Annotated in this window: 20 protein-coding genes; 10 read left to right on the top strand and 10 right to left on the bottom strand. The window is 71.2% G+C overall.

Going from position 1 to position 25,713, the window contains the following annotated elements:
* Nucleotides 1-95: 95 nt before the first annotated feature.
* Complete coding sequence (locus CAP_RS12980; protein ID WP_081864846.1) at nucleotides 96-1,451, bottom strand: ketopantoate reductase family protein; 1,356 nt, start codon at nucleotides 1,449-1,451, stop codon at nucleotides 96-98.
* Nucleotides 1,452-1,527: 76 nt separating this feature from the next.
* On the bottom strand, nucleotides 1,528-2,475 hold the full coding sequence (locus CAP_RS12985; RefSeq protein ID WP_044240415.1) for a diacylglycerol/lipid kinase family protein: 948 nt from the start codon (nucleotides 2,473-2,475) through the stop codon (nucleotides 1,528-1,530).
* Nucleotides 2,476-3,132: 657 nt separating this feature from the next.
* On the opposite strand from CAP_RS12985, the gene amrB reads away from it, so the two are divergent.
* Genes amrB through amrS form a run of 3 tightly spaced genes read left to right on the top strand, consistent with a single transcriptional unit; the run spans nucleotide 3,133 to nucleotide 5,646 of the window.
* Nucleotides 3,133-3,972, top strand: a complete 840-nt coding sequence (gene amrB / locus CAP_RS12990; protein WP_044240418.1) for an AmmeMemoRadiSam system protein B — start codon at nucleotides 3,133-3,135, stop codon at nucleotides 3,970-3,972.
* A gap of 19 nt (nucleotides 3,973-3,991) precedes the next feature.
* Nucleotides 3,992-4,570 carry an AmmeMemoRadiSam system protein A gene (amrA, locus tag CAP_RS12995; RefSeq protein WP_052374994.1) on the top strand — a complete coding sequence of 193 codons (579 nt, stop codon included), beginning with the start codon at nucleotides 3,992-3,994 and terminating at the stop codon, nucleotides 4,568-4,570.
* A 2-nt stretch (nucleotides 4,571-4,572) separates the two neighbouring features.
* The gene (amrS, locus tag CAP_RS13000; RefSeq protein ID WP_044240421.1) at nucleotides 4,573-5,646 is read left to right on the top strand and encodes an AmmeMemoRadiSam system radical SAM enzyme; all 1,074 of its coding nucleotides are present in this window, start codon (nucleotides 4,573-4,575) and stop codon (nucleotides 5,644-5,646) included.
* Between the two features lie 282 nt (nucleotides 5,647-5,928).
* On the opposite strand, the gene CAP_RS13005 is transcribed toward amrS, so the two are convergent.
* Together CAP_RS13005 and CAP_RS13010 are read right to left on the bottom strand one after the other, a co-directional pair.
* A complete protein-coding gene (locus CAP_RS13005) occupies nucleotides 5,929-6,954 on the bottom strand; it encodes an NAD-dependent epimerase/dehydratase family protein (protein ID WP_044240424.1) in 1,026 nt (341 codons plus the stop codon).
* The gene (locus CAP_RS13010) at nucleotides 6,951-11,891 is read right to left on the bottom strand and encodes an AMP-binding protein (RefSeq protein WP_052374997.1); all 4,941 of its coding nucleotides are present in this window, start codon (nucleotides 11,889-11,891) and stop codon (nucleotides 6,951-6,953) included. The genes CAP_RS13005 and CAP_RS13010 overlap by 4 nt, the downstream gene beginning before the upstream one ends.
* Nucleotides 11,892-12,358: 467 nt before the next feature.
* Between CAP_RS13010 and CAP_RS55700 the strand changes: the two genes are divergently transcribed.
* Nucleotides 12,359-12,784, top strand: a complete 426-nt coding sequence (locus CAP_RS55700) for a DUF6484 domain-containing protein (protein WP_052375026.1) — start codon at nucleotides 12,359-12,361, stop codon at nucleotides 12,782-12,784.
* Between the two features lie 132 nt (nucleotides 12,785-12,916).
* Here the strand turns inward: CAP_RS55700 and hutU are convergent, their stop codons facing one another.
* Nucleotides 12,917-14,593, bottom strand: a complete 1,677-nt coding sequence (hutU, locus tag CAP_RS13020) for a urocanate hydratase (protein ID WP_044240426.1) — start codon at nucleotides 14,591-14,593, stop codon at nucleotides 12,917-12,919.
* Nucleotides 14,594-14,832: 239 nt separating this feature from the next.
* On the opposite strand from hutU, the gene CAP_RS13025 reads away from it, so the two are divergent.
* Nucleotides 14,833-15,129, top strand: coding sequence for a hypothetical protein (locus CAP_RS13025; RefSeq protein ID WP_044240428.1), 297 nt, complete (start codon nucleotides 14,833-14,835; stop codon nucleotides 15,127-15,129).
* Nucleotides 15,130-15,243: 114 nt separating this feature from the next.
* Here CAP_RS13025 and CAP_RS13030 read toward each other — a convergent pair whose 3' ends face one another.
* The 5 genes from CAP_RS13030 to CAP_RS13050 form a co-directional block, all read right to left on the bottom strand.
* Nucleotides 15,244-15,906 (bottom strand): zf-TFIIB domain-containing protein, encoded by a 663-nt coding sequence (locus CAP_RS13030; RefSeq protein ID WP_306413876.1) that lies wholly within the window; start codon nucleotides 15,904-15,906, stop codon nucleotides 15,244-15,246.
* 14 nt (nucleotides 15,907-15,920) lie between these two features.
* The gene (locus CAP_RS13035; protein WP_044240433.1) at nucleotides 15,921-18,056 is read right to left on the bottom strand and encodes a protein kinase domain-containing protein; all 2,136 of its coding nucleotides are present in this window, start codon (nucleotides 18,054-18,056) and stop codon (nucleotides 15,921-15,923) included.
* A gap of 5 nt (nucleotides 18,057-18,061) precedes the next feature.
* Nucleotides 18,062-18,973 (bottom strand): hypothetical protein, encoded by a 912-nt coding sequence (locus CAP_RS13040; RefSeq protein WP_044240436.1) that lies wholly within the window; start codon nucleotides 18,971-18,973, stop codon nucleotides 18,062-18,064.
* 112 nt (nucleotides 18,974-19,085) lie between these two features.
* Nucleotides 19,086-19,898 carry a hypothetical protein gene (locus CAP_RS13045; RefSeq protein ID WP_231511419.1) on the bottom strand — a complete coding sequence of 271 codons (813 nt, stop codon included), beginning with the start codon at nucleotides 19,896-19,898 and terminating at the stop codon, nucleotides 19,086-19,088.
* A 99-nt stretch (nucleotides 19,899-19,997) separates the two neighbouring features.
* Nucleotides 19,998-20,303 carry a YfhL family 4Fe-4S dicluster ferredoxin gene (locus tag CAP_RS13050; RefSeq protein ID WP_044240439.1) on the bottom strand — a complete coding sequence of 102 codons (306 nt, stop codon included), beginning with the start codon at nucleotides 20,301-20,303 and terminating at the stop codon, nucleotides 19,998-20,000.
* 207 nt (nucleotides 20,304-20,510) lie between these two features.
* Here CAP_RS13050 and CAP_RS50285 point away from each other — a divergent pair, with 207 nt between their 5' ends.
* From CAP_RS50285 to CAP_RS50290, 5 genes are all read left to right on the top strand, one after another.
* Nucleotides 20,511-21,236 (top strand): hypothetical protein, encoded by a 726-nt coding sequence (locus CAP_RS50285; protein WP_044240441.1) that lies wholly within the window; start codon nucleotides 20,511-20,513, stop codon nucleotides 21,234-21,236.
* 3 nt (nucleotides 21,237-21,239) lie between these two features.
* The gene (locus CAP_RS13060) at nucleotides 21,240-22,349 is read left to right on the top strand and encodes a HEAT repeat domain-containing protein (RefSeq protein ID WP_044240443.1); all 1,110 of its coding nucleotides are present in this window, start codon (nucleotides 21,240-21,242) and stop codon (nucleotides 22,347-22,349) included.
* A gap of 65 nt (nucleotides 22,350-22,414) precedes the next feature.
* Nucleotides 22,415-23,047 carry a DUF4149 domain-containing protein gene (locus CAP_RS13065; protein ID WP_231511421.1) on the top strand — a complete coding sequence of 211 codons (633 nt, stop codon included), beginning with the start codon at nucleotides 22,415-22,417 and terminating at the stop codon, nucleotides 23,045-23,047.
* Nucleotides 23,048-23,127: 80 nt separating this feature from the next.
* Nucleotides 23,128-24,342 carry a thiamine pyrophosphate-dependent dehydrogenase E1 component subunit alpha gene (locus tag CAP_RS13070; RefSeq protein WP_231511423.1) on the top strand — a complete coding sequence of 405 codons (1,215 nt, stop codon included), beginning with the start codon at nucleotides 23,128-23,130 and terminating at the stop codon, nucleotides 24,340-24,342.
* Nucleotides 24,343-24,560: 218 nt separating this feature from the next.
* A complete protein-coding gene (locus tag CAP_RS50290; RefSeq protein WP_156040746.1) occupies nucleotides 24,561-25,622 on the top strand; it encodes a hypothetical protein in 1,062 nt (353 codons plus the stop codon).
* Nucleotides 25,623-25,713 lie beyond the last annotated feature (91 nt).

The following is a 25,713-nucleotide window of genomic DNA, read 5'->3' on the forward strand; positions in this document are numbered from 1 at the left end:
TTCGACGCGAGACCCTCGTGGCTGCGCCGACCGTTCCCCGGATGGTACTGGACTTCGCGGCGCGCGAGCCACGACCTTCGCGTCAGGCAGCCGCGTCAGGCAGCCGCGCCGGGCCCGTCACGCGGCTCGTCACCGTCCGCAGCGTTCACGGCCTCTTCGTGGGGTGCTCGCGGTGCTCGCGGTGCTTGCGGTGCGTGCGGTGCGTGCTCGGCGCCCGCCGTGCTCACCACGTCCGAGGCACTCTCCGCAGACGCCGCGCTCTCCGCATCCTCACCCTCACCCGCCGGAGCGGATGCGCTGGCCACCACCGCGCTCACCGGGACCTGGGCCCCTGCGGCGAGGTCGCGCGTCCGGTCGAACAGCGCGCGCGCGTACTCCATCCCGGGGCGATGACGCCCGGCCGCGACGGTCAGCACCTCGTCCCGGATGGCCGCGTTGATCGGCGTGGGGATCCCGAGATCGCTGCCGCGGCTGATCACCTCGCCGTTCAGGAACTCCACGGCTGGTGTCCGACCCCGCTCGATCGCCGACAGCATCGACGACCGCATCCTGCGGAAGCGCGCCCCCACCGCGAGGAGCAGCGCGTGCTTGGCGACGAGCCCCGCCGACCCGGCCACCTGCCGCTCGGCCTCGGTGAGGGCGATCCAGTCGAGATCGAGCGTGCCCGACACCTTCTCCAGCCGCACCCGCGTGGCACGCGCCACGGCCACCACCTCCGTCATGATCTCCAGCGCCAGCCTGCGGATGAAGCGGTGGCGCATCAGCACCCCCAGCCTGTCGCCGGCGATGGTCCCGAGCGACGAGATCGCGCAGTTGATGGCGAGCTTCGACCAGCGCGCGCCGGCGAGGTTGTCCGTCACCGTGGTGGGGCCGATCGCCTCCAGGATCCGCCCCAGCTCGTCGAGCCGCGGATCACGCGCGCCGTCGTGCCGGCCGAGCACGAACCCCCCGGGGCTCGTGCGCTCGTACACGCCCGGCTCCAGCATCGACGCGCCCCACGCCACGATCCCCCCGAGCACGCGTCCCTCCCCCGCGATGCGCGCCACCCGCTCCTCGCAGAGGCCGTTCTGGAAGCACACCATCGCCCCGTCCGGCGCCAGGTGCCCCAGCACGTTGCGCGCGGCCTCCTCCACCTGCGGGGGCTGGGTCGCGAGCAGGACGTAGTCGAACGGCCTGTCCTTCGCCCCCAGCGACCGCACCACGTTCCCGCGCACGGTGCCGGGCCCCGTCTCGCCGCGCACCCGGAAGCCGTGCAGGTGGATGGCGTCGGCGATGCCCACGTTGGTGGTCAGCGCCGTGACGTCGTGTCCCTGTTCGAGGAGGTGCGCCGCGACGACACCCCCGATGCCCCCGCAGCCAACCACCAGCAGGCGCGGCGGCGCGCGCCGCACCCCGTCGGAGCGTCCAGAGGTCGAATCAGCGGCGGGCACGTGGGCGTCGGGGTCGCTCATGACCCCACCCATCTACCACCCTCCCGCGGAGGATCCGAAGGACGTTCGTGGTAGCGCGATGCGTCGTACACCGCGTTCACGCCGGGACCATGACGTCGAGCGCGCGGGGCACGAGCGACACCTCGATCGGAAGGCGTCCGAGCGGCTCGCCGTCGACGTCGAGCAGGAAGCGATCGGCGACGTCCTTGTTGAGCAGCTCCATCTCGATGCGCTCGCAGCGGTGGTGCTGCACGTCGGCGCTGCGCAGGTGGCGCCCGGAGTAGACGCCCACCGAGACGGCCACGAACCGCGGCAGCGGCGAGGACCCGAGGTCGACCACCTCGAAGACGCCATCGTCGACCTCGGCCATCGGCGCGATCTGCATCCCGCCCCCGAACACCCGGCCGTTGCAGATCGCGAGCTGGCGGGTCTCCACGTCCATCTCGCGCGTCTCGCCCTTCAGGGTGAGGCGACAGCGCACCCGGCCGATGCGGCTCCCGAGCAGCCCCCGCACCGACGCGGCGAAGTACGCGAGCCCGCCGCCCGCCGTCTTCGGCATGCGCGCGACGTGCTGGTCCACGAGCCCGCCGAGGCCCACGGAGAGGATGTTCATGAAGTACGTCTCGGCGGGGCGTCCCTCGTGGTCGTGGTAGCGCACGTGCCCGACGTCGATGGTGCGGATGCGCCCGTGCTTGAGGGCGGCGCAGTACTGATCGAGCCGGTGCTCGATGCCCAGCGTGCGGCGGAAGTCGCCGCCCGTCCCTTGCCCGATGAGGCCGAGGCGCGTGCGCGCGTCTCCGCTCTTCCGCGCCTGCATCAGCCCGTTGACGACCTCGTGAATGCACCCGTCTCCGCCGACGGCGACGACCAGCTCGCGCCCTGCGAGCGCCGCCTCGCGCGCCAGGTCCACCGCATGGCGCGGGTGCTCGGTCCGCTGGACATCGAAGTCCCCGAGCGAGCGGCGAATGGGATCAGCGAGGCCATCGAAGAGCTGGCCGGTCTTGCCGCCTGCAGAGCGGGGGTTGACGATGAGGAGCGGGCGCACGCTGCATTACCTAGCGCATCCTCCGTCCTGCATGGACCGGAACCAGCACGCATCCCAAGCGCAGCCACATGCGACCCAGCAGACCGGACTGCCCAGCCTTTCCACCGCAATTTCCGCGTTACCAGACGGGGTCCCTCGACCTATCGGACGGGGTCCCTCGACCCATCGAGCAGGATCCCTCGACCTATCGGACGGGGTCACTCGACCCAACGAGCAGGATCCCTCGACCTATCGGACGGGGTTCTTCGACCCATCGGACGGGGTCCTGCGACCTATCGGACGGGGTCCCTCGACCCCTCAAGCAGGGTCCTTCGACCCATCGAGCAGGGTCCCTCGACCCATCGGACGGGGTCCTGCGACCCATCGAGCAGGGTCACTCGTCCCATCGGACGGGGTCCCTCGACCCATCGGACAGGGTCCTGCGACCCATCGGACGGGGTCCTGCGACCCATCGAGCAGGGTCACTCGTCCCATCGAGCAGGGTCCCTCGACCCATCGGACGGGGTCCTGCGACCCATCGGACGGGGTCCCTCGACCCATCGGACGGGGTCCTGCGACCCATCGGACAGGGTCATCCAGCACCCTGAGAGGAGCAAGATCGCCCTCACTGACTACGGCTGACCTGCACTTACCAGGGTGCTGCCTTACCTTCCGCGCATGACGTATGTCCGTCCTGCTGCGGTGGCTGGGTTGTTCTACCCGGGTACCTCCGCCGAGCTTTCTCAAAGCGTCGATGCGCTCCTCGGCGCCGTCAGCACGCCCCGAGAGTCCGTCACGCCCAAGGCGCTGATCGTCCCGCACGCGGGTTACATCTACTCGGGGCCGGTGGCCGCGAGCGCGTACGCCACGCTCCGCAACGCGGCAGGCCGCATCCGCCGCGTGGTCCTGCTCGGGCCCGCGCACCGGGTGTACGTGCAAGGGCTCGTGCTGCCGGAAGCCGACGCGCTGGAGACGCCGCTCGGCAACGTGCGCGTGGACAGGGAGGCGCTCGCGGCCATCCCCTGGGTGAAGCGCAGCGCGGCGGCGCACCTGAAGGAGCACTCGCTGGAGGTGCAGCTTCCCTTCTTGATCCGCGCGCTCGGGGACTTTGCCCTGGTGCCGCTCTGCGTGGGGGACGCCGCACCCGAAGAGGTGGCGCGGACCATCGAGGCGCTGTGGGGCGGGGACGAGACGCTCGTCGTCGTCAGCTCGGACCTGTCGCACTACCTGCCTTACGCAGTCGCGCGCGCCCTCGATGGCGCAACGGCGGAGGCGATCGTGAACCTCACCGAGGCGCCCCTGCAGCACGAGCAGGCCTGCGGGGCGACGCCGGTGAACGGGCTGCTCGTGGTGGCCCGCAAGAAGGGGATGCGCCCGGAGATGCTCGACCTGCGCAGCTCCGGGGACACGGCTGGAGGCAGGGCGGAGGTGGTCGGGTACGGCGCCTTCGCATTCTACGCGGCTGGATCCAGAGAGACACAACGAGGAGGCGAGGAGGCGCATGCAGACGCTGAGTAAAGAACGAGGAGTCCGGCTCGTGGAGCTTGCCAGGAGCGCCATCGCGACCGGGCTCGGGATCCCCGATGTCGAGGAGCCGCGGCCCGATCCGGAGCGCGACGGATGGCTGCTCGAACCCGCCGCCACCTTCGTGACCCTGCACCGCAACGGCGAGCTGCACGGGTGTATCGGGAGCATCGAGCCGCGCCGCCGGCTCTTCGACGACGTGCGCCAGAACGCCTCGTCGGCGGCGTTCATCGACCCGCGGGCGACGCGGCTCGACGCTGGCGACCTCGACGAGCTGGAGATCGAGGTGTCGCTGCTCGGGCCCCTGGAGCGCATCACCTTCACGAGCGAGGAGGACGCCCTCACCCAGCTCAGGCCCGGCGTGGACGGGGTGGTCTTCGAGGCGGTGGGGAGGCGCGCGACGTACCTGCCCACGGTGTGGAACTCGCTGCCGGACCGGCGGGACTTCCTGTGCAGCCTGAAGATGAAGGCCGGGTTGCCTCCGAGCTACTGGTCGCCGGAGGTGTCGCTGTACCGCTACGCGCTCCAGAAGTGGAGCGATGAGGACCTGGACCGGCCGCGACGCCGCGCTGCCGCGTCCCCCTGGAGCTGACCATGAATCCTGGGACCGAACACCCTGCGCGCCACTGGCACGCGCTCGACGACGGGCGCATCCAGTGCGACGTGTGTCCGCGCGACTGCTCGCTCAAGGAGGGCCAGCGGGGGTTCTGCTTCGTGCGTCAGCGGGTGGGCGACCAGATGGTGCTCACGACCTACGGGCGCTCGTCCGGCTTCTGCGTGGACCCCATCGAGAAGAAGCCGCTCAACCACTTCTACCCGGGGTCGAGCGTGCTCTCGTTCGGCACCGCGGGCTGCAACCTGTCGTGCAAGTTCTGTCAGAACTGGGACATCTCCAAGTCCCGGGAGATGGAGCGGATCGCGGACGAGGCGAGCCCCGAGGGGATCGCCCGCGCCGCGCATCGGAACGGCTGCCGGAGCGTGGCGTTCACCTACAACGACCCGGTGATCTTCATGGAGTACGCGATGGACACGGCCGACGCCTGCCACGCGCTCGGGGTGAAGACGGTGGCGGTGACGGCCGGGTACATGCACGACGCCGCGCGGCGAGACTTCTACGCGAAGATGGACGCCGCGAACGTGGACCTGAAGGGGTTCACGGAAGAGTTTTACCACCGGCTGACCGGCGCCCACCTGGAGGCCGTGAAGGAGACGCTCCAGTACCTCGTGCACGAGACGAAGGTCTGGACGGAGATCACGACGCTGCTCATCCCCGGTCAGAACGACTCGGAGCGCGAGGTGGGCGAGCTGTCGGCGTGGGTGGCGAGCGCGCTGGGACCCGACGTGCCGCTGCACTTCACGGCGTTCCACCCCGACTACAAGATGGTCGACCTGCCCCCCACGCCAGCCTCGACGCTGACCCGGGCCCGCGATCGGGCGCAGAAGGAAGGGCTGCGGTACGTGTACACCGGCAACGTGCACGACACGCAGGGCGGGAGCACGCTGTGCCCCGGGTGCGGCGAGGCGGTGCTGGTGCGCGACTGGTACCGCATCCTCGACCAGCGGCTCGACGCGCAAGGAAACTGCGCGGGGTGCGGTCACCCCATCGCCGGACGCTTCGACCACACCCGCGAGCGCTTCGGCGCCCGGCGCATGCGGGTCATCATGTGAGTACTGCGTACCCTGGAGCAGGGGCCTTCGGCCCCTACGCTGTACTACGTACCCTGGAGCAGGGGCCTTCGGCCCCTACGCTCCCGATGGTCGCTACCCCCGGTGCCCGCGGAACCTGGTAACGAGGGCCTGAGAGGTGCGGGGCCTCTGAGGAAAACCCAAGGCGCGACGCTTTGCCAAGGGGCACGGTGTGGCGACTGGCGAGAGCGGTTCGCGGGGAGTGGGGCCCCGACGGGATTCACTCCCGGCGGGGCAAGGGGACGCGAGTCCCCTCGTGGGGACTTAAACGGTGGGCCAGGAGAGGCCGCGGGCGCGCAGGTCGTCGATGGTGTCAGCGAGGGTCGCGAGAGGATCGCGAGAGGTCCAGCCGAGCTCGCGGCGGGCCTTGGCCGAGTCGACGTACCAGTAGTGCTGGCCCATCTCGGCCGAGACCGGGTCGAGGGGGAGGTCGACGGGAAGGTGCTTCTGGAGGCGCTCCAGGATCTGGGCGCCGGCCTTGGCGAGGCCGATGCTCCGGGGGAGGCGGAGCTTCGGGGCCTGGACGCCAGAGATGCGCGCGAGGCGGCCGAAGAAGGCTTCGAGCGTCATGTTCGCGGCGCCGAGGAGGTAGCGCTCTCCCGCGCGCCCCTTCTCCATGGCCAGGATCATCCCGGCGGCGGCGTCGCGGGCGTCGACGAAGGAGAGGCCACCCGCAGGAACGACGGGGACCTTCTGCTCCAGGAACTGGGTGACGTCACCGGTCGACGAGCCGTGCACGTCGCCAGGGCCGAGCAGGAGCGAGGGGCCCACGGCGATGACCTCGAAGCCAGGGCCGCTCCGGTCGAGGCCCGCGCGCTCGGCGTAGAGCTTGGAGCGGTAGTAAGGCCACGAGGCGATGATCTCCATCGGAGGATCGGCGGTCTCGTCGATGACCGAGGGGTCGCGGCTCACGGCGGAGACGCCGCTCGTGCTGGCGAGGACGGCGCGGCGCACCCCGGCTTCGCGGCAGGCGTCGAGGGTGATCTTCGTGCCCTCGACGTGGACCCGGTAGAGCTCCGCGGCGTCCTCACGGCGACGGGAGACCTTGCCGGCGCAGTGGAAGACGCCGGCGCAGGCAGGGGTGTCGCCCGCGCCGGCCGCAGCAGCGCGCACGCTCGCGCCGTCGAGGATGTCGCCACGAGCGACGGTGACGCCGCGCCCGGCGAGCGCGCGCGCCTCGGAGGAGTCGCTCCGGCACAGGGCGACGACCTCGTGGCCCCCGGCGAGGAGCTGATCGACGAGGTGGGTGCCCAGGAAGCCCGTGGCTCCGGTGACGAGGTAGCGGCTCATCCCTGCACCCCGACCGCGCTGCCCGTCGCGGCGTCTGACGTTGGAGACGCCTCGCCCACCCCATCGGTGTGGCGCACGCCGCCGCCGAGATCAAAGACCCTCGGGAAGAGGAGGAGCAGCGAGGCGTCGTTCGATTTGACCTGACCGGACATGATCTCCACGGGGCCGGGAACATACCCCTCGCGGATCATCTTCGTGAAGATCTCCGGCGAGGTCTTGAGGACGCAGTCGGCCTGTCCGCTGGGCGGTTTGCCGAGGTGGGCGCCGCAGCCGTCGGGGTCGACGCGCAGGGTCCACTTGTCGTCGGCCTCGGGGCCGAGGGTGATGTAGTAGGTGACCGACTGCTCGACGCGGCCGGGCACGTAGCGCGCGGTGACCTCGCGGAAGAGGGCGACGAGCGGGTGCTCCTTCTTCGAGGCGGCGTCGTCGAGGTGCTCGATGCGGCTCAGGTCGAGGACGCCGCCGTCGCGCAGGGCCGTGACCGCCCTCTGGGTCAGCTCGGCGACCTTGCGGTAGGCCGCCGCGGGCTTCATGCCGGCGGTGAGGCGGCGCAGGTCGGTGACGTTGAGGGGCGGGCCGATGCGCGCCACCACGTCGCGGCGGGTGGGGAGAGAGCGCCCCTTGGGGAGGGCCTCGAAGGTGCCGCCGAGGTAGACGGGGAGGATGTCGACGTCGTGCGAGAGCGCGAGGTGGCCGATCACCGACTTGAACTCGTGCACGGCGCCGTCGGGGCTCCTGGTGCCCTCGGGGAAGATGAGCACGGTGCGGCCGCGTTCGAGGAGGTCACCCGCCTGGCGCAGCGCCTGGCGGAGGCCGCCCTTCCTGTCGAAGGGCGCGAGGTTGGTGAGGTTCTCGAAGTAGGCGCGGCGCCAGCGGTCCTCGAAGAAGTAGTCCTGCGCAGCCAGCGAGACCAGCTCCTCGCCGTAGCTGCCGAGCGCGTACTTCACGAGGCCCATGTCGAGGTGGCTGGCGTGGTTCGAGGCGACGATGGTGCTCCGGTTGTGGGGGATGTACGCGCGGCCGTAGACGGTCGGGCGCATCACCTTGCCGTAGAAGCCCATCTGGCCCGCGGTGAGGACCTTCTTGGCGGCGTCGGCGATCACCGGCGGGACGCGGATCGGCTCCTCCTCGGGCGCGGCCTCCTCGATGATCCGGGTGTCCACGGCCGCGGCCCCGGACTCCGCCATCAAGGTCTCGACGTCACCCACGGTCTCGCAGCGGGCGAGGCGGTTCACGTCGAGGGGACGGGAGAGCTGCGCTTCGAGGGCGACCGACAGCTCCATGGCCATCAGCGAGTCGAAGCCGAGGTCACCCTTGAGGGACATGGCAGCCGAGATCTCGGTGGGCTTCCTGCTGGCGATGGCGGCGAGCGCGTGGCGCGTCGCGCTCGCGGAGCCCCCCTCGGCCGAGAGGGGGACGACGGCGGAGGAGAGGCGGCTCAGGATGGCCTTCACCTCGGTGCGCTTGATCTTGCGGGTGACCGTGCGCGGGAGGTCGGCGTCGTAGAGGTGCACGACGGCGGGCTGGGCGACCCGGGGAAGCTTCTGGATGGCGTCGCGCAGGGCGGTGAGCGCCTTCTCGCGCCGCTCGGCGCGGGAGGAGAGGGCCTCGCCCTGCTCGGGCGACCCGGGCAGCGACCCGGGCAGGCCGGGAATGCCGGCGGGCACCTCGGGCACGGCGAGGCAGGCGACCCGCTCGCCGCCGCGGCCGTCGTCGATGCCGACGATGCTCAGCTCCTTCACGTGGTCGATCTTGCCGAGGAGGTTCTCGACGTCGTCGGGGTAGACGTTCTCGCCGCTCGCCGCGACGATGACCTCCTTGGCGCGGCCGACGATGACGAGCTGGCCGCGCTTGTCGAGCTTGCCGAGGTCCCCGGTGTGCAGCCAGCCCTCGTCGTCGAGGGCCTGGGAGGTGGCCTCGGTGTTGCCGAAGTACCCCTTCATGACGTTGGGGCCGCGGGCGAGGACCTCGCCGACGCCGCCCGCGTCGGGGCTCTGGATCTTGATCGTCACCCCGGGGATGGGCTTGCCCACGTGGCCGGCGCGGGCGCGGGGCGAGGCCTTGGCGACGGTGAGCACCGGCGCGGCCTCGGTGAGGCCGTAGCCCTCGCTGAGGTGCAGGCCGAGGCCGGAGAAGACCTCGGCGGTGTCCTTGGGGAGCGCGGCGCCGCCCGAGATGAGGTAGCGGACGCTGCCGCCGAGACCCGCGTGGACGCTGCCGAAGAAGAGGCGGCCGGCGTTGACGCCGAGGCGCTTGCCGAGGAGGCGGTTCAGCTCCATCGCCCAGCCCACGGCGGTCTCGGTGGCCTTCCCCTGCTCCTTGACGCGGCTCATGATGCGGCGTTCGAGCATCTGCCAGAGCGCCGGGACGCCCACCATCGCGGTGACGCGGCCCTGCTTCAGGCCCTCGGAGAGGCGGTCGGCGTGCAGCTCGTCGAGGTAGATGATGCGCGCGCCCTGCGAGAGCGGCAGGAGCAGGCCGCAGGTGAACTCGAAGGTGTGGTGGAGCGGCAGGACGCTGAGCACCCGGTCGCGCTCGCCGAGCGGGAAGACGGGGATCAGGGAGGCGATGAGGGCGGTGAAATTGCTGTGGGTGAGCATCACCCCCTTGGGCTCGCCGGTGGTGCCGCTCGTGTAGATGACGCTGGCGAGGTCCTCGGAGTGGGGGCGGTGCGCCGGCAGGGCGAGGCCCTCCTCGGGGGCGAGGGGCTCGGTGAAGGCCGCGAGGTCGAAGATGCGCAAGGCGGGGATGGCATCGCGGGCGGCACCACCGATCTTCTCCTCCACGCTCTCGTCCCAGAGGGCGATGGTGGCGGTGGACGAGCGGGCGATGTTGGCGAGCTGCAGGGCTTCGAGGCCGGGGTCCACCGGGACCACGACGCCGCCTGCGCAGAGGATGCCGAAGTAGGCGATGGGCCACGCGGGCTGGTTCTGGCCGGTGAGGATCACCCGGTCGCCAGGGGCGAGGCCGAGGGCGCGCAGGCGAGAGGCCGTGGCGAGCGCCGCCTCGCGCATCTCGCGGTAGCTCGTGCGGGTGAGGCCAACGCCCGTGAGCTGCTGCAGGGCGAGGGCGTGGTCGTGGCGCTCGGCCAGCTCGTCGAGCATGTCGATGAGGTTGTCGTAGGGCCGGAGCGCCTTGAGCTCGCGCTTGAAGCGGGCGTCGATCTCGGGGAACACCCAGCGTTCGAGGCCGGGCAGGTGCACCTCGAACATCCAGTGGCGCCAGTCGATCTTCTCCGGATACCAGACGAAGGCGGCGCGCTCCTCGGGGGGCATGCGGTCGAAGGCGGCGCGGGTGTTGGCGCAGGAGAAGACCCAGTCGCCCTCGGCGGTGAAGGGCTTGAAGACCTCGTTGATCATCGCCGTCTGCTCCTCGGCGCGGGCCGCCGCTTCGAGCGCCTTCGCGGCGGGCTTGAAGAGGGCGGCGGCGGGGCCGACGCCCGCCTTGTGGAGCAGGCCGCCGAGGCCCTTCAGGGTGTTGGCGATGCGGCGCGAGCCGTGGGTCTCGTACTCCTTGAGGGTGATCCCTCGGGGCTCGAAGTACTGCGAGATCATGTCGAAGACGGTGGTGCGCTTGCCGATCTGGACCTGGTGGCGCTTGTAGAGGCCCATCAGCTCCAGGTAGCGGGTGATGCGGCAGCCGTTGCCGTCGGTCGATCCGTACTGGTAGACGGCCGGGGCGCGGCCCTCGATCAGCTCGCAGAGCGAGGCGATCATGCCGCTGCACACCATGTCGACGGGGATGAGGTCGAGGCGGACGTCGTGGTCGCCGAGGATCTGCACCTGGCCTTTGCTCATCAGGTAGAGCAGCGGCGCCGAGGTGTTGATGCCCTCGTTCCAGCCGGGGCAAGGGAACTCGGAGGACGACTCGATGACCGCCGGGCGGACGATGGTGAAGGGAACGCCGGAGGCCGCGAGGACCTGCTCACCGATGCTCTTCGTGTAGGTGTAGATGTTGGTCCACCCCCAGAAGAGGGCGCGCTCCTGGCCAGCCTCGGTGAGGTGATCCTTGATGAACTTGCGCTTCACCTTGGCGAGCTCGTTGTCGAGGGCGCTGCCGCGGCACGGCTCGCCGCGCTTCTCCAGGTTGTGCTTGGCCTGGTCGAGGAAGGCGCTCTGGCGGAAGGCGTCGTCGCAGCGCTGGCGGGCCTGCTTGATGAGGTCGAGGCACTCGTCGATCTCGCGCTGCGGGTCCCAGTGCGAGCGGTCGAGGGGGCGCTTGGGGCAGGAGGCGCCATACCAGGTGGTGCCCTTGGCCCGAGGGAACGGGACCTCGGCGGGGTTCACCTCCTCGATGAGGCCAGAGCGGTAGCCGGCGACGTAGCAGGTGCTGGTGTGCATCACCGGGGCGCCGAGGGCGCGCGCCAGCTCGGCGAGGTTGTTGACACCGAAGGCGTTGACGTCGAGCGCCTCGTCAAGCGGCGGGTTGAAGTCGACGACGCCGGCGACGTTGACCACCGCAGCGGTCTTGCCGGTCAGCTCGGGGACGAGGGGCGCGAGGCCGAGGAGGGGCTCGACGACATCCCCGGCGACGGGGGTGATCTTCTTGCGGATGAAGTCCTCGAACGCGGCGCCGGGGTGCTGCTCGCGGACGGGGTCGAAGACCGGGGAGGTGATGATCTGGGACCAGAAGCGCTCCTCGGGCGACTGATCGGCCTTGGGGCGCACCAGCAGGTAGAGGTGCTCGACCTCGGGGAACCGGGTGAGCAGCATGGAGAGCCAGACCTTGCCGAGGAAGCCCGTCCCTCCGACGACGACCAGCCGCTTGCCTGCGAGGACCTGGGAGGGCACGAGCGGCGGCGCGTCCTGCCCGGCCTGCGCGTTCTGCGCGGCCTGCGTGGCCTGCGCGGCAGGCGCACCGAGGGTCAGGGCGGCATGGTTGCCTTGCCCGTTTTCGTGGGCGCCGGTGCTGCTGGTGTTGAGGCGATCGGTCATCATGACTCCGCGAATCGGCGTCAATTCGCGCCTGGGGGTGGGTGCGTCAAGGAGCAGTTGACGCGAAGATGCCTACGCGCTGGCTGACGTCCTCGCCGCCGTCCTCATCAACGGCGTGATGCGTTGGTTCGCTCGGCGCACGCACGGCATGGGCGTGGATTACCATGGTGGTCGAGATCCCGTCCGGGATCCTGAAGGAGCGCGCCATGGACCAAGCCGGCTCACGAGCGGAGGTCACAGGAGTCGAGGGAGACGAGGCTCCGGCCGTCGAGGAGACGGAGGAGATGCTGCTGGAGGCGGAGGGTGGATCCGCGGCAGATCCCGCAGACGAGGCAGGGGCCGAGACGCTGCTCGAGCTGGTGCTCGCCGAGCACGCGGCGCGCTCCGAGGCCGCGCGCGCGGCGCGTACCGAGGCGGCGCGGGCCGAGGCAGCGGCAGCGGTGGTGCTCCCCGAGCGGGTCGAGGGGATCATGGTGGGGCGCGTCGAGGAGGTCACGGCCTCGGGCGCACGGGTGGTGTTCCCGGGCAGCGGCGCGGAAGGGGTGGCCGCGCGGGCGATGGTGCAGCTCGGGAGCGGCGACGTGGGCGTCGAGGTGGCGCTGATGTTCGAGGGCGGGGATCCCGGGCGGCCGGTGGTGATGGGGCGGATGTTCACGCCGGGCGGCGCGGAGCGCGCGGGACGCGCCGGACGTGCGGAGAGCGCTGGGGGCGCGCTGCAGGCGCGGGTCGACGAGGAGCGGGTGGAGATCGCGGCGGAGAAGGAGATCGTGCTGCGCTGCGGGAAGTCGAGCATCACGCTCACCCGCGCGGGCAAGATCCTCATCCGGGGTGCTTACGTGCTGACGCGCTCGTCGGGGGTGAACCGGATCCAGGGAGGCTCGGTCCAGATCAACTAGTGCTGCGCACCCTGAAGCAGGGGCCTACCGGCCCCCTACGCTCCCGGTGGTCGCTACCCCTGTTTCTTCGCGCGAGCGTCGAACCAGAGACCGGCACGAACCTGGGAAAGTGGAGTGCGTGGCGGGGGGAGATCAGCCGCGGTGGGGGACGTGGACGCCGGCCCTGTCGGCGACCTCGATGGCCGTCTCGTAGCCGGCGTCGGCGTGGCGGATGATGCCCATGCCCGGGTCGGAGGTGAGCACCCGTTCGAGCCTGCGCGCTGCGGCCTCGGTGCCGTCGGCGACGACGACCATGCCGGCGTGCAGGGAGTTGCCGATGCCGACGCCACCGCCGTGGTGGAAGCTGACCCAGGAGGCGCCGGCCGCGGTGTTGACGAGGGCGTTCAGGATCGCCCAGTCGGCGATGGCGTCGGAGCCGTCCTTCATGCCCTCGGTCTCGCGGAAGGGGGAGGCGACGGAGCCGCAGTCGAGGTGGTCCCGGCCGATGACGATGGGGGCCTTGACCTTGCCGGCGCGGACCAGCTCGTTGAAGGCGAGGCCGACCCTGGCGCGGTCGCCGTAGCCGAGCCAGCAGATGCGCGAGGGGAGCCCCTGGAAGGCGATGCGCTGCTGGGCAGTCTCGATCCAGCGGCGGAGGTCGGGGTCGTGCGGCACGGCGTCGAGCACGGCGCGGTCGGTGACGGCGATGTCGTCGGGGTCGCCAGAGAGCGCCACCCAGCGGAAGGGGCCCTTGCCCTGGCAGAAGAGCTCGCGGATGTAGGCCGGGACGAAGCCGTGGATCTCGAAGGCGCGGTCGCAGCCCGCCTCCATGGCGCAGGTGCGGATGTTGTTGCCGTAGTCGAAGACCTCGGCGCCGCGGGCCTTCATCTCCAGCATGGCCTCGACCTCGACGCGCATGCCCTCCTTGGCGCGCGCGATGTAGGCGGCGGGGTCGCTCGCGCGGAGCGCCGCGGCTTGCTCCAGAGAGAGACCCTGGGGGATGTAGCCGATGAGGGGGTCGTGGGCCGCGGTCTGCTCGGTGACGAGGTCGGGGGTGACGCCACGCCGGACCAGCTCGGGGAAGATGTCGGCGGCGTTGGCGCAGAGCGCGATGGAGCGGGGGCGGCCCTCGCGCGCGCTCTCCTCGACGGCGGCGAGGGCCTTGTCGAGGTCGTCGATGCGCTCGTCGACGTAGCGGGTGCGGAGGCGCTTGTCGATGCGGGCAGGGTCGATCTCGATGCCGAGGCAGGACAGGCCGGCCATGGTGGCGGCGAGCGGCTGCGCGCCGCCCATGCCGCCGAGGCCCGCGGTGAGGAGCCAGCGCCCACCCTGGCGGGGGACGCGCGCTTCGTGCGCCTTGCGGGCCGCGACGAAGGTCTCGTAGGTGCCCTGCACGATGCCCTGCGATCCGATGTAGATCCAGGAGCCCGCGGTCATCTGGCCGTACATGATGAGGCCGAGGCCTTCGAGCCTCCGGAACTCGTCCCAGGTGGCCCAGCGGCCCACGAGGTTGGAGTTGGCGAGGAGCACGCGGGGCGCGTCGGGGTGGGTGCGGAAGCGGCCCACGGCCTTGCCCGACTGCACGAGCAGGGTCTCGTCGTCGGCGAGATCCCGCAGCTCCCGGGCGATGACGTCGAAGGCCTCCCAGGAGCGGGCAGCCTTGCCCGTGCCGCCGTAGACCACCAGGTCCTCGGGGCGCTCGGCGACCTCGGGGTCCAGGTTGTTGTGGAGCATGCGGAGGGCCGCCTCCTGGATCCACCCGCGACAGCTCAGCTCCGCCCCGCGCGCCGCGCGCACCGCGCCACGATGTTCTCTGTGTCCTGCCGACATGGGCGAGGTGCTACCGCAACCGGCCTCGGACGGCCACTGCCCGCGGCGCGATCCACAGGGGAAGCGCAGGGGAAGCGCAAGGGAAGCGCAGGGGAAGCGCAAGGGAAGCGCAAGGGAAGCGCAAGGGAAGCGGGGGTCGCGGCGTCCGGCGTGCTCCCCTGCACCCTCGGCGGGACTCCGGGGTATCATGGCAGGCGGTGGCGGGCGTACTCCCGTCGCGTCCGAGGAGATCCTTCGTCATGGCTTCGTTCAACCACCACGTCCGCGCCTTCGTGCTCGTCGCCGTCGCTGCGATTTCCCTGAGCGCCAGCGGGTGCTCCAGGTACGGCTGCTTCGACTACTCGGAGGCGGAGTACGAGGCCTTCGACGGGTGCCCGTCGCAGGAGGAGGCGATCGATTTCTTCGGATCGCCGAGCTGCGGTGGCGAGGTGGCGTCGGTCGACAGCGGGCCCGAGTACCGGGACGGGTACTGCTGCTACGAGATCACCGAGACCGATTACGACGACTACTACTACGACAGCACGACCTGCCTGTAGCGCCGGACCGAGGGTGCGACGCGCTGCCAGGATTGAAGTAGGCCGACGAGGCGCAACGAAGCGATGCGCCGAAAATCGGCCGGGCAGCGACGGGAGCTCCAGGGGGATACGCTCTTAAAGGCGGGGGGCGAGGGTCGCGTGCTCGTGCACGGCCACGAGGAGGAGCCGGAAGGACTCGGCGAACGAGCGGCTGGCTGCCGCTTGCGGGGGAGTTTCCTGGAGCAGGCGCTCGCCGTGACAGGTGCGGCAGAGCGGGCCTGATTCCCACATGTGCGTGCTCTTGATCGGCACAACGTTGCTGCACCCGGCGCAGGCGGTGTGGTTCTTGATGGCCGGCTCCGTGGGCGCGCTGCGGTAGGCGCCGCCCCGGGACGTGTTCACGGTGGATGCCTTGGTGGCGTTCAGGGAGACCATCTCGGCGTGCTCGTCGCCGTCGAACCAGACGCCCGAGCAGCCGATGCAGAAATCGAGGGGGACCTCGATGATGTCGAGTTCGAAGGGGACCAGATCACAGCGAGGGCAGCGGGAGATGCCGGCCCCCTGACGGCCGAGGACCGCCACCTCGAAGCGGCGCTCGGCGAGGTGGGAGACGGTCGGGCACATGGCGGGGATCGCGGGGCCGTCGAGCCAGAGGCCCTGGCAGGTGTCGCAACGCTCCAGCTCGACCCGCGCGCCGCTCGCAGCAGCCACGGTGTGCACGGGTTTCAGGGGGATCTGGCACCGGGGGCAGGAGAGGGGCACGGGGTGACGATACCGCGAGCACCGGGAGGCCGTCACAGGAGAGGAGGCCGTCAGCGGGAGGGGCGACCGTCAGCGAAGGGGCGATCGTCGCGCTTGGCGCCTTCGAGATGCCGCAAGCCTTCGAGGTCGTGCTCCGCTGCGGGCGCGCCTTCGTGGGCAGGGAGAGTGCCCCGCGGGTAGGCGAGGGTGACGTCGCCGTCGTGGAGGTAGATGTGCTCGGGGTCCACGTGCCCGTGCGCGCCGCCGGCTGCGTGGAGGGCGGTGAGCGCGGCGGCGAGCCGGGCGTGATGGTCGGGGGAGAGTGGCGCGGGGTCGTCGGCGAGGGCGCGGCCAGAAGGCGGCGCGACCCAGATCTCGCTGGCAGCTTGATCGATGCGCAGGACCACGGGGAGTGCCGGGTGGGCTGCCCGGGCGAAGGCGCGGGCGCGCGCGAGCTCGTCGGCCGTGAGAGGGACGATGAGCACGTCACGGGCGAGCCAGCGGTCGTGGCGGCGCGCGGCCGCGTCACGTCCGTCGCCGAGCGTGGTGCTGTCGTGGAGGCGTCTCTGGTCCGCGGCGCCGTCCGCAGCGCCGGGACGCGCGCTCGGCCGGGTGCTCTGCCGGCGGGGGCGCGCGGGGCGCAGGCGCGTCGGCCAGCGCAGCGAGAGGAGCAAGCGCCTCGCTTCGAAGGCGCTCTCGGGGCGCGCGTCGGGTTCGCTCGCGAGGAGGTGGGCGAGCACGGTGTCGTGGGCCCCGGAGAGATCGGGGTTCACCGTGCTGGGGGCGAGGTCGAGCTGGCCGTCCTCGGCAGCCGAGAGCACCTCGCCGGTGAGCAGCTCGGAGAGGACCGCGCCGACGCCGAACAGGTCGCTCGCGAGGGTGGCAGGTTTGCCGAGGCGCTGCTCGGGGGACATGTACGCGAAGGAGCCGATCGCGCCCGCGGTCGCGGTGCTCGAGAGGTCGCCGAGGTGGGCCGCGCCGAAGTCGGAGAGGCGGGCCGCGCCCACGCCGTCGAAGAGCACGTTGCTCGGCTTGACGTCGCGGTGGAGGATGCCGAGGCGGTGGGCCTCGCCGAGGGCGCCGAGGAGCGCGCTGGCGATCTCCACGGCGCGCGCGGGGGCGACGGCCTCGTGGCGCAGCCGATCGGCGAGGGAGCCGCCGGTCATCCACATGAGCACCATGGCCGGGCCCTCCGGGTGATAGCCGCGCAGCTCGACCACGTGGGGGTGGCGGAGCTGCGACAGCGCGCGGGCTTCGCGCTCGAAGCGGAGGAGGGCGTCGCGGCCAGTGCCGAGGGCGACGCTGGCGAAGATCTTCACGGCGACCGGCTCGCCGGTGACGCGGTCGCGGGCCTCGATGACCCGAGCGTGCGGGGTGACGGCGACCTCGCGCTGCGCGTCGTACCTCCCGAAGAGGAGCTGCCCGACGCCGCCGGGTGACGCGCCGCTGCGCGAGGAGGGTGCCGCCCCGGAGGGAGGGGTTGGGGAGGGAGGGGTGGGCACGTCCGCCGGGGCCTCGGGTGGTTCGTCAGGCACGCCGCGGCGCCTGGCTTCGTCGCGCACGGTGCGCGCGGCGTCGTCGAGGCCGAGCGCGACGAGGCTCCGCGCGAGCAGCGGCAAGGCGCGGTCGCGCTCGGGGGTGTCCGGAGGGAGCTGCTGCAGGACGCGCACCGCGGCCTCGGTGCGGCCGTGGCGCGCGAGGAGCTGTCCGAGGGCGAGGCGCACGGGGTGGTCGTCCGCGTGCTGGCGGAGCGCGGCCTCCAGGGCGCGGGCGCCGTCGGCAGGCCGGCCGCCGCGATCGAAGCAGGCGGCAGCCTCGCAGGACGCGCGCGCTGCAAGGTAGGCCTCCGCGGCTTCGAGGTGCTCGCCGAGGTCGTCGAGGAGGCGGGCGGCGTGGCGCGCGTGACCACGCGCGAGCAGGTCACGCCCGAGGTGGAGCAGGATCTCCCGGGGCGAGGTCTCGCGCATCTGCGCCGTCGCGCGCTGCACCAGCGCATCGTCGCCGCCGAGCGCGGCGAGGAGCACGGCGCGGCGGGGCTCGGCGGCAGCCAGCGCCTCTCTCGCGGCGCCGCTGAAGTCGCAGGCCTCTTCGAGGAGCAGCGAAGCGCCTGCGTGGTCTCCGGCGGCGACGAGGAGCTCCGCGCCCTCGTGCACCTGGCCCGCAGCGACGAGCTCCGCGGCCTTCCGGCGCAGGTCGTCGCGCGCCACGCGGGTCAGGGTGAGACCAGCCGGGCCTTGCCGAGCACGGAGAGGTCGAAGCGGACCTCACCGAAGTCGATGCCGTGGGCGGCGAAGGGAACCTCTCGCACCCGCCGCACCGCCACGGTCACCGACGTGGGCTGGCCCTCGGAGGCACGTACGTGGAGCGCCGACGCGGGGAGCACGCCGCGCCCGGTGTCCTCGAAGCCGCAGCGGACCGCGGCGCCGCTCGCGGCGATCACGTCGACGTAGATGCGGTCGTCCACGTGCGCCGTGTCCAGCGCGCGCCAGGTCAAGAGCACGCTCTTGCCCTCCTCGATCACGGCCTCGTCGGAGAGGTCCACGTCGCCGAGGCGCACGTCCTCGGGGCTCGCGGGCGCGTCGGCGTCGAACGAGAACCGCTCGAGCAGCGCCGAGCCGGAGCTGTCGATCGTGTAGCGCGCCGGCGCGGGCAGCTCGCTGCTCGTGTCCCTGGAGGTGTAGAAGACGCCGAAGACGAGGTCGCCCACGTCGGGGAAAGCGCGCGCAGCAAGGGCGAGCGGGGCTTCGCGGGTGCGCACGGTCACGTCGCCCACGTCGAGCAGCTCGATGGGACCGGTGCCGCTGAAGCTCGGCGCAGGCTCCTCCGTCGCGCCCCGCGCCCCGCCCACAGGGAGACACGTGCCTACGGGCGGACGATCGAACGGAGAGCCGACGATGCGCTCGGCGAGATCTGCGTCGGCCGTGGCAGGGAGGCGCATGAACTTGGCAGAGACGTTGGTCTGCGCCGAGGCGCCCTCCACCGCCGAGCGCTCGACGAGCACGAGCCCCTGGGTCACCACCCCGTTCGCGTCAGCCATGTCGACGACGGGCGTCGAGCAACCCGTCGCCGCGAGTGCGCTGGAAGCAACGATCAGGACGGCTTCACGGGCCGCGACGAGACGCATGACGATCAGTCTAGGCTTGCACTCTCGGGCGGGCAAGCCGGAGGCGCTCGGCCAGGATCTGCCGGAATTTGGTGTGGTTTCCGGGTGAGGTGGGACAGGGCGTCAGGATCGGTCAGAAGGAGAGGATCAGGCCACCGCCGGGGGCGAGCGCGGCCTGTTCGAGCGACAGGTCGGTGCCGTCCAGCTCACCGTCGGCGCGGTGGTAGGCAGCTCCGACCTCGACGGCGACATGGAGGTGGCGGAACCCGGCTCGGAGGCCGAGGACGAAGCCGAGCTGGAGGTGCCTGGCAGACACCTCGGCCACGTCGGGGCTGTCGTTGGGATCGGCGGCATCTCCACGCTGGAGGCTGCCTCGGAGCAGGGAGAAGCCAACCCGCGGACCCAGCCAGAGCGCGTACACGTCGGCCGAGGAACGGAAGCCGAGGAGGATGGGAACGTCGACGCCCCCCCCATACACGCTGCTTGCATCGGCGCCGCTGCCGGGGCGACGCGCCAGGATGGCGGAGGCGCCGAGGCCCACGGAGAGGGTCGGGGCTCCGAGGTTGAAGGCGTGACGTCCGTCGAGGCGCAGCGTCCGGCCCGTGTAGGTGAGCCCCGCCTCGTTGTCTCCAGCGATGCCTACCCGGCCGGCGACCCAGGGGGCGACTCCCGAGGCCACCGTGAGATCTTCGAGATCGACCTGACCGCCGGTCGCCGCGGTGGGCTCCGTGGAGGAGGAGGAGGGCTGCGCGCGCGGCGTGAGGAGGAGCGTGCCCGAGAGGCCTCCGCCCACACTCACCTCTCCCTCGGGGAGGACATGGGCGGGGTGGAGCAGTGGCGCGCCCCCTGCGCAGCCCGAGGCGAGGCCGAGCAAGGCGCCCGCGAGGATGAGCCCGGGGATGCGTCGGGATGCGCGTCGGGAGGCGAGGGGCTGGAGGCGCCGCACGAAGAGGACGTTCCTGTCAGAGCGACTCAGCTTCGGGGTCGGACGATCGGGGCAGACGCGCCGGTGTCGGCCAGCGCCCGATCCCGCCGACGAAGCCGCTTACTTGCGGAACCGGGAGAGGAAGTTGTTCGCGGCCGCTTTCTTCTTGAGCTCTTCATCGTCGGGATGAAGCTTCAAGGCGCGGGAGATCAGCGCGTCTTCCGCCTCCACGATCTGGGGGTTCGGCAGGCAGCATTCGACCGGACACACCGCCTGGCAGGCCTCGTGGTCGTAGAACCCGACACACTCGGTGCACAGCTCGGGGTCGATCACGTAGATCTCGTCGCCCTCGCTGATGGCTTCGTTGGGGCACTCGGGCTCGCAGGCGCCGCAGTTGATGCAGTCTTCGGTGATGTAGGTCGACATAGGTTCGTCGTTCCTGGGTGAACCCGGCTCCCCTCCGGGTTTCCGCGTTGTAGGGTCCGCGGGGGAAGCTGTCAATTCACACGCCTGGGACTCCCGGAAAGAGCCATGCCAAGTATTGAATTTCGGGAGGAAGCCGGTCATCCGACCCTGGTGCGCCGGGGACGCGCTGCTTGCGCGCTGGCGCCTGGACGAGTAGGAACGCCCGCGTTGAATCCCTGGCTTCCTGCGCTCGCTCCCTTCTTCCTGGTCGCCGCCGTGGCCCTCACGGGTTGCTCGCCCGAGATCGGCAGTGACTGCCAGACGTCCGTCGATTGTTCGCAGCAGGGAGATCGGCTGTGCGACACGACGCAGCCTGGTGGGTACTGCACCATCTTCAATTGCGAACCGGATTCGTGCCCCGAAGACGACGGGGTCTGCGTCTCCTTCGATCCGATGCTGGATGCCGCGTGCGGCACCACAGACGATGGGCGATGGCCTCGCTTCGAGCGGACCTTCTGCATGAAGGAGTGCGATGACGACGACGATTGCCGCGATGGCTACACGTGCGTCGCCCCCGTGGATCGTCAGGCGTTGATCATCGATCTGGAGCCGATCGCGTCGAAGGTCTGCATGGTGCGCACGGAGATCCCGACGCCCGCGTGCACTTGCGGTGACGGGAGCTGCGACAGCCTGTGTGGGGAGACGGAGACGAGCTGCGTGGAGGATTGCCCCGCAGCCGTCTGTCTGCCCAACCCGGAGCAGCCGTCCTACACCCCGTACGAGCCAGGCGCGGGTGGCGCGGGTGGCGCGGGTGGCGCGGGTGGCGCGGGTGGCGCGGGTGGCGCGGGTGGCGCGGGTGGCACTGGCGGGGCGGGGGGCGCGGGTGGCTCCGGAGGGGACGGGGCCGGAGGGATGGGGGGCGCAGGTGGAGCGGGCGGCGCCGGCGGCGGTTAACCCGTGCTGTCCCTCGCACCCCTCCGACGGAACCTGGAAGCTGCGGTCCGCGATCTCGGGTCGCGTCGCCCGGCGATCCGTGCGGAAGCCGTCCGGGATCTCGTGGAACACGCCGAGGCCGCGCGTGAGCGGGTGATCCAGGCGCTGCAGGGAGCCCTCCAGCGTGACGGGGAAGGCTCGGTGCGGGCCGAGGCCGCGCTCGCGCTGGCGGACATCCATGCGGTGGAGGCGCTCCCGGCGCTGCTGGTCGCGGTGGAGGACGAGGATGCCTACGTGCGCCAGATGTCCGTGGCAGCGCTCGGCGAGGTCGGTGATCCGAGGGCGACGGTCCGGCTCACGCGCGCGCTCAAGGATCAGCGCCCCGAGATCCGCTTCCAGGCGGTGATCGCCTTTCCGCGGGTCTGCAGGGAACGGGAGGAGATCTTCGAGGCACTCCTCGAGGCCACGCGCGACGAGGATGCGCTCGTGTGCCACATCGCGCTGCGCATGATCGAGGAGGTGGGATCCCGGAGCGCCCCCGAGGAGACCCCAGCGAGCCAGCAGGATGTGAGGACGGGGCTCGCCGACCTCCCTGCAGAGGCGCTGGAGCGGGCGCACGCTTTGCTCCAGCACGCATCCGCGCGTGTCCGCACGGCGGCGGCAGTGCTGCTGGCGCGTGCGGGCGAGGGCGAGGACGCCAAGGTGTGCGCGGGCCTCGCGGAGGTCGCGTCGGGGAAGCTTGAGGGAGCGGACCGGGAAGACGAGGCGGCGGCCATCGAGCTGTGTGGCGAGCTGGGTGTGAAGGGGGCGCGCCGGGCGCTGGAGAGGCGCGCGTTCGGGGGGGTGCTCGGCTTCGGGCGAGATCCGCTGTTCTGGCATGCACGCGTCGCCCTCGCGCGCATGGGGGATGCGCGCGCAGAGAAGGAGATCTTGCGCGAGCTTCGCGCCGGAGATCGGGATCGCCGCACGCTCGCGGTGGCTGCGGCCAGTCGGGCGCGGCTCCTCTCGGCGAAGCCAGTGCTCCTCTCCATGCGAGGCGACGCGCGGCTCGCTGATCCGGAAGCCGTCGAGGAGGCGCTCGGCGTGCTCTCCTCGACGGCAGGCTCCTCGACGGCAGGCAGCGTGCCAGAGTAGGGTCGAGGGTAGGGTCGCAGAGAGCGGCCGAGGCACAGGTCACTGGAGGAGGGCAGGAGTCAGCCATGCAGCCCATGGGCGAGGAGGAGCACCGCTTCACGGAGGCCGATCTGGAGCCGAGCCCCGAGGAGAGGAGCGCGGCCAGGAGGATGCTGGTCGAACGCGCGGCCACGACGGCCGGGGTGCTCGCCGCCGGGGTGTGGGCCGGGGGGCTGGTGGCGCTCGGCTTCTGCGCAGCGCCCTTCGTGTTTCGCATGACCCCCGCCCCGTTCTCGGGGGACGCGATGGGCGCGGCGTTCGCGCGCTTCGATCAGATCGCGCTCGGTTCTGCCGTGGTGCTGCTCGGCGCCGAGGTGGTGCGTACCTGGGCTGCACGTCGCCACGGCCGCACGGTGACCGCGCGGGTCCGTCGCTTCGCGGCGATGCTGCTCGCGGCGATGGCCGCGTACATGGGTCTGATCCTCACCCCTCGCATCAACGATCTGCACCGCGCGGGCGCTCAGCGCGGGCAAGGAGCGATGGGGGCAGAACTCGAGCAGCTCCACCAGCGCGCAGAGAAGGTCAGCCAGATGGAGCTTCTGCTCCTCACGGCCGCCGTGGCGCTGCATGTCTTCACGCTCGGCGCGCGTCGGCCCGAGGACGAGGAGGAAGACGAGGTGTCCGCGCCGCTGCCGCCCGGACCTCGGGGCGAGCCTTGATCGCGCGCAGGGCCCTGCATTCCGCGGAGCGGGCGCCGCTACTTCCGCGATAGCTGCTTTTCGCGCTATGGTCGGCGGACATGAACGCGGCTGATACTGCGGGCCACCCTCCGACCACCTCCGACGAGCGCGACGCTTCGATGTCGGGAGGCGATGCGCCGGGAATGCGCACGGCTCCGACCGAGGGGAGCGCCACGGCGCCGGATCTGGGGCTGTTCACCGTGCTGCAGGACGACGGCACGGCGGCTCCTGGCGTCGACCACGGGATGAGCCTCGACCTCGCGATGCGCGCGTACCGCGAGATCAAGCGGCTGCGCCTCCTCGATGCACGGATGATCCTGCTTCAGAGGCAGGGGCGCGTCGGGTTCTACGGCGCCTGCACCGGACAGGAGGCCACGCCGATTGCCACGGCGCTGGCGCTGGCGCCAACCGACTGGGTGTTCCCGGCGCTGCGGGAGAGCGTGATGATGCTCGTCCGAGGGTTCCCGCTCCGGACCTACATCGCGCAGGTGTTCGGCAACTCGGGGGACAACCAGAAGGGGCGCCAGCAGCCCTCACACATGAGCGGCCGAGCTGCCAATCAGGTGTCCTGGTCGAGCTGTATCGGCACCCAGCTCCCGCAGGCCGTCGGTGCCGCATGGGCTTCCAAGCTGCGCGGGGACAAGGCGGCAGTCATCGGCTTCCTGGGTGACGGCGCCACGAGTGAGCCCGATTTCCACATCGCGCTGAATTTCGCGGGCGTCTACCGGGTGCCTTGCGTGGTCATCTGCCAGAACAATCACTGGGCGATCAGCGTCCCGACGTCGCGGCAGACCGCGTCGGCGACGCTCGCTGTCAAAGGGCGTGCCTATGGCATTCCCTCGGTCCGGGTGGACGGCAATGACGTCCTCGCGATCTACAGCGTCGTCTCCGCTGCAGTCGCCAGGGCACGCGCGGGTGGGGGCCCGACGTTCATCGAGGCGCTCACCTACCGGATCGGCGCGCACTCCACGAGCGACGACCCGACCCGCTACCGCTCTCAGGAAGAGGTCGATCGTTGGATGCAGCGCGACCCACTGCTGCGGCTGCGCCGGTACCTGGTCGCCCAGGGCACCCTCGACGACGGGCTGGATGCCGATCTGGAAAAGACCATGAACGCGGAGATCGCGGCCGCAATCTCCGAGGTGGAAGCGCTGCCGCCTCCGGCCAGAGAGTCCATTTTCGACGACGTCTACGCCGAGCTTCCCTGGCATCTGCGCGAGCAGCGCGAGGAATTGCTCCGTTCCCAGCCTGCCCCCGGTCATAGCGGGGGCTGAGCGACGGGGTGGGCCGGCGGCGTTGTTGACCGCGCGCACGGCAGCGGAGCACAGCGCCAACGTGATCTGCCCCTGGTGCCAGTCACGGCTGGAGCACTATTCTCTACATTCGGATCTAGCCTTGGCCCTTTGCCTTGGGTAAAACCCGTCGTCTGAACAGCAGGCGCTCAACGCACGCCCGGCTAGCCGGGCTCCTTAAGCCTGAGGAGACACGTAAGATGAAATTTGAGCGGATGTCGGTTGTACTGCTCGCAGGAAGCGTGTTCGCAGCAGGCTTCTGGGGGTGTGGCGGCGACGACGGCAACAACAACGAGGGGGGCGGGGGCGGCAGCCCGACGACGACCGGCCCCACCACGACGACCACGAGCACCGGTGGCGCGCTCGATCCCAACATCGGGGCGCCCTGCACCTCCGATGCGACCTGCGGCGAGGGCAACCGCTGCGTCACGCCCGACGGGAACGATCCCTCGCTGGGCGGCGTCGCGGGTGGCTACTGCACCCGTAGCTGCGCGGATGACGCAGATTGCGGCGGCCACACCTGCCTCGCCGACCTGTGCTTCGAGGCATGCGAGGTGGGGTCCGAGAGCGGCTTCCAGCTCAACCCCGACAAGTGCCACGGGCGCAGCGATGTGGCCTGCAACGAGCTGACCACGGATGGCGTCAACGCCTTCATGGTCTGCTTCCCGGCGTGCGGCACCGATGCGCAATGTGGCGCCGGCCGCTTCTGCGATGGGTTCTCGGCCGGCGGCCTGTGCGCCCCCTCGGATGAAGGCGGCCTCCCGGATGGCCGGGCCTGCAATCCCGCGGCGGATCCGGATCCCTGCGATGGCGTGTGCCTGGCCTTCAGCGCTACCGCTGGCCAGTGCTCATCCGTGTGCGTGCTGGGCGGCAACCCTGCCACGCAGTGCGGCGGCGCCGGGGTGGGGGATTGCCTCCTGGTCCCCCAGGGCAGCGCAGCGGGCGACGGCGGCTTCTGCGCTCAGCCCTGCAGCGAGCACAGCCAGTGCGACAACCCCAGCGTCTGGTGCCAGACGCCTCAGGGTGGCAGCCCGCCGGAAGGCTTCTGCAGCCTCCCCGCGGCCTGCGGTGCGAACGACACCTGCAGCGCGGGCTTCACCTGCAGGACCTTCGGGACGACCAAGGTCTGCACCGAGGATGCGTATGATGGCGCCGGTACCGGCGGTGGCGGTGGCGCGGGTGGCGCGGGTGGCGCGGGTGGCGCTGGCGGTGCCGGCGGTGCCGGCGGTGCCGGTGGCGCTGGTGGTGACGGCGGCAACTGATCCGCTGACATCCCTGTCGTGATCATGTGGACGGCGCCTCGATGGCGCCGTCTGCCTTTTTGTGGGTGAGGTGTTTCCGCTGGAAGCGAGG

The organism is Chondromyces apiculatus DSM 436, assembly GCF_000601485.1.
Taxonomy (GTDB): domain Bacteria; phylum Myxococcota_A; class Polyangia; order Polyangiales; family Polyangiaceae; genus Chondromyces; species Chondromyces apiculatus.

Coding starts and splice junctions, on each gene's coding strand:
- CAP_RS12980 (WP_081864846.1), bottom strand. CDS start 1,451: ATGAGCGACCCCGACGCCCACGTGCCCGCCGCTGATTCGACCTCTGGA.
- amrB (WP_044240418.1), top strand. CDS start 3,133: ATGACGTATGTCCGTCCTGCTGCGGTGGCTGGGTTGTTCTACCCGGGT.
- amrS (WP_044240421.1), top strand. CDS start 4,573: ATGAATCCTGGGACCGAACACCCTGCGCGCCACTGGCACGCGCTCGAC.
- CAP_RS13005 (WP_044240424.1), bottom strand. CDS start 6,954: ATGAGCCGCTACCTCGTCACCGGAGCCACGGGCTTCCTGGGCACCCAC.
- CAP_RS13010 (WP_052374997.1), bottom strand. CDS start 11,891: ATGATGACCGATCGCCTCAACACCAGCAGCACCGGCGCCCACGAAAAC.
- CAP_RS55700 (WP_052375026.1), top strand. CDS start 12,359: ATGGTGGGGCGCGTCGAGGAGGTCACGGCCTCGGGCGCACGGGTGGTG.
- hutU (WP_044240426.1), bottom strand. CDS start 14,593: ATGTCGGCAGGACACAGAGAACATCGTGGCGCGGTGCGCGCGGCGCGC.
- CAP_RS13025 (WP_044240428.1), top strand. CDS start 14,833: ATGGCTTCGTTCAACCACCACGTCCGCGCCTTCGTGCTCGTCGCCGTC.
- CAP_RS13040 (WP_044240436.1), bottom strand. CDS start 18,973: ATGCGTCTCGTCGCGGCCCGTGAAGCCGTCCTGATCGTTGCTTCCAGC.
- CAP_RS13050 (WP_044240439.1), bottom strand. CDS start 20,303: ATGTCGACCTACATCACCGAAGACTGCATCAACTGCGGCGCCTGCGAG.
- CAP_RS13065 (WP_231511421.1), top strand. CDS start 22,415: ATGCAGCCCATGGGCGAGGAGGAGCACCGCTTCACGGAGGCCGATCTG.
- CAP_RS13070 (WP_231511423.1), top strand. CDS start 23,128: ATGAACGCGGCTGATACTGCGGGCCACCCTCCGACCACCTCCGACGAG.
- CAP_RS50290 (WP_156040746.1), top strand. CDS start 24,561: ATGAAATTTGAGCGGATGTCGGTTGTACTGCTCGCAGGAAGCGTGTTC.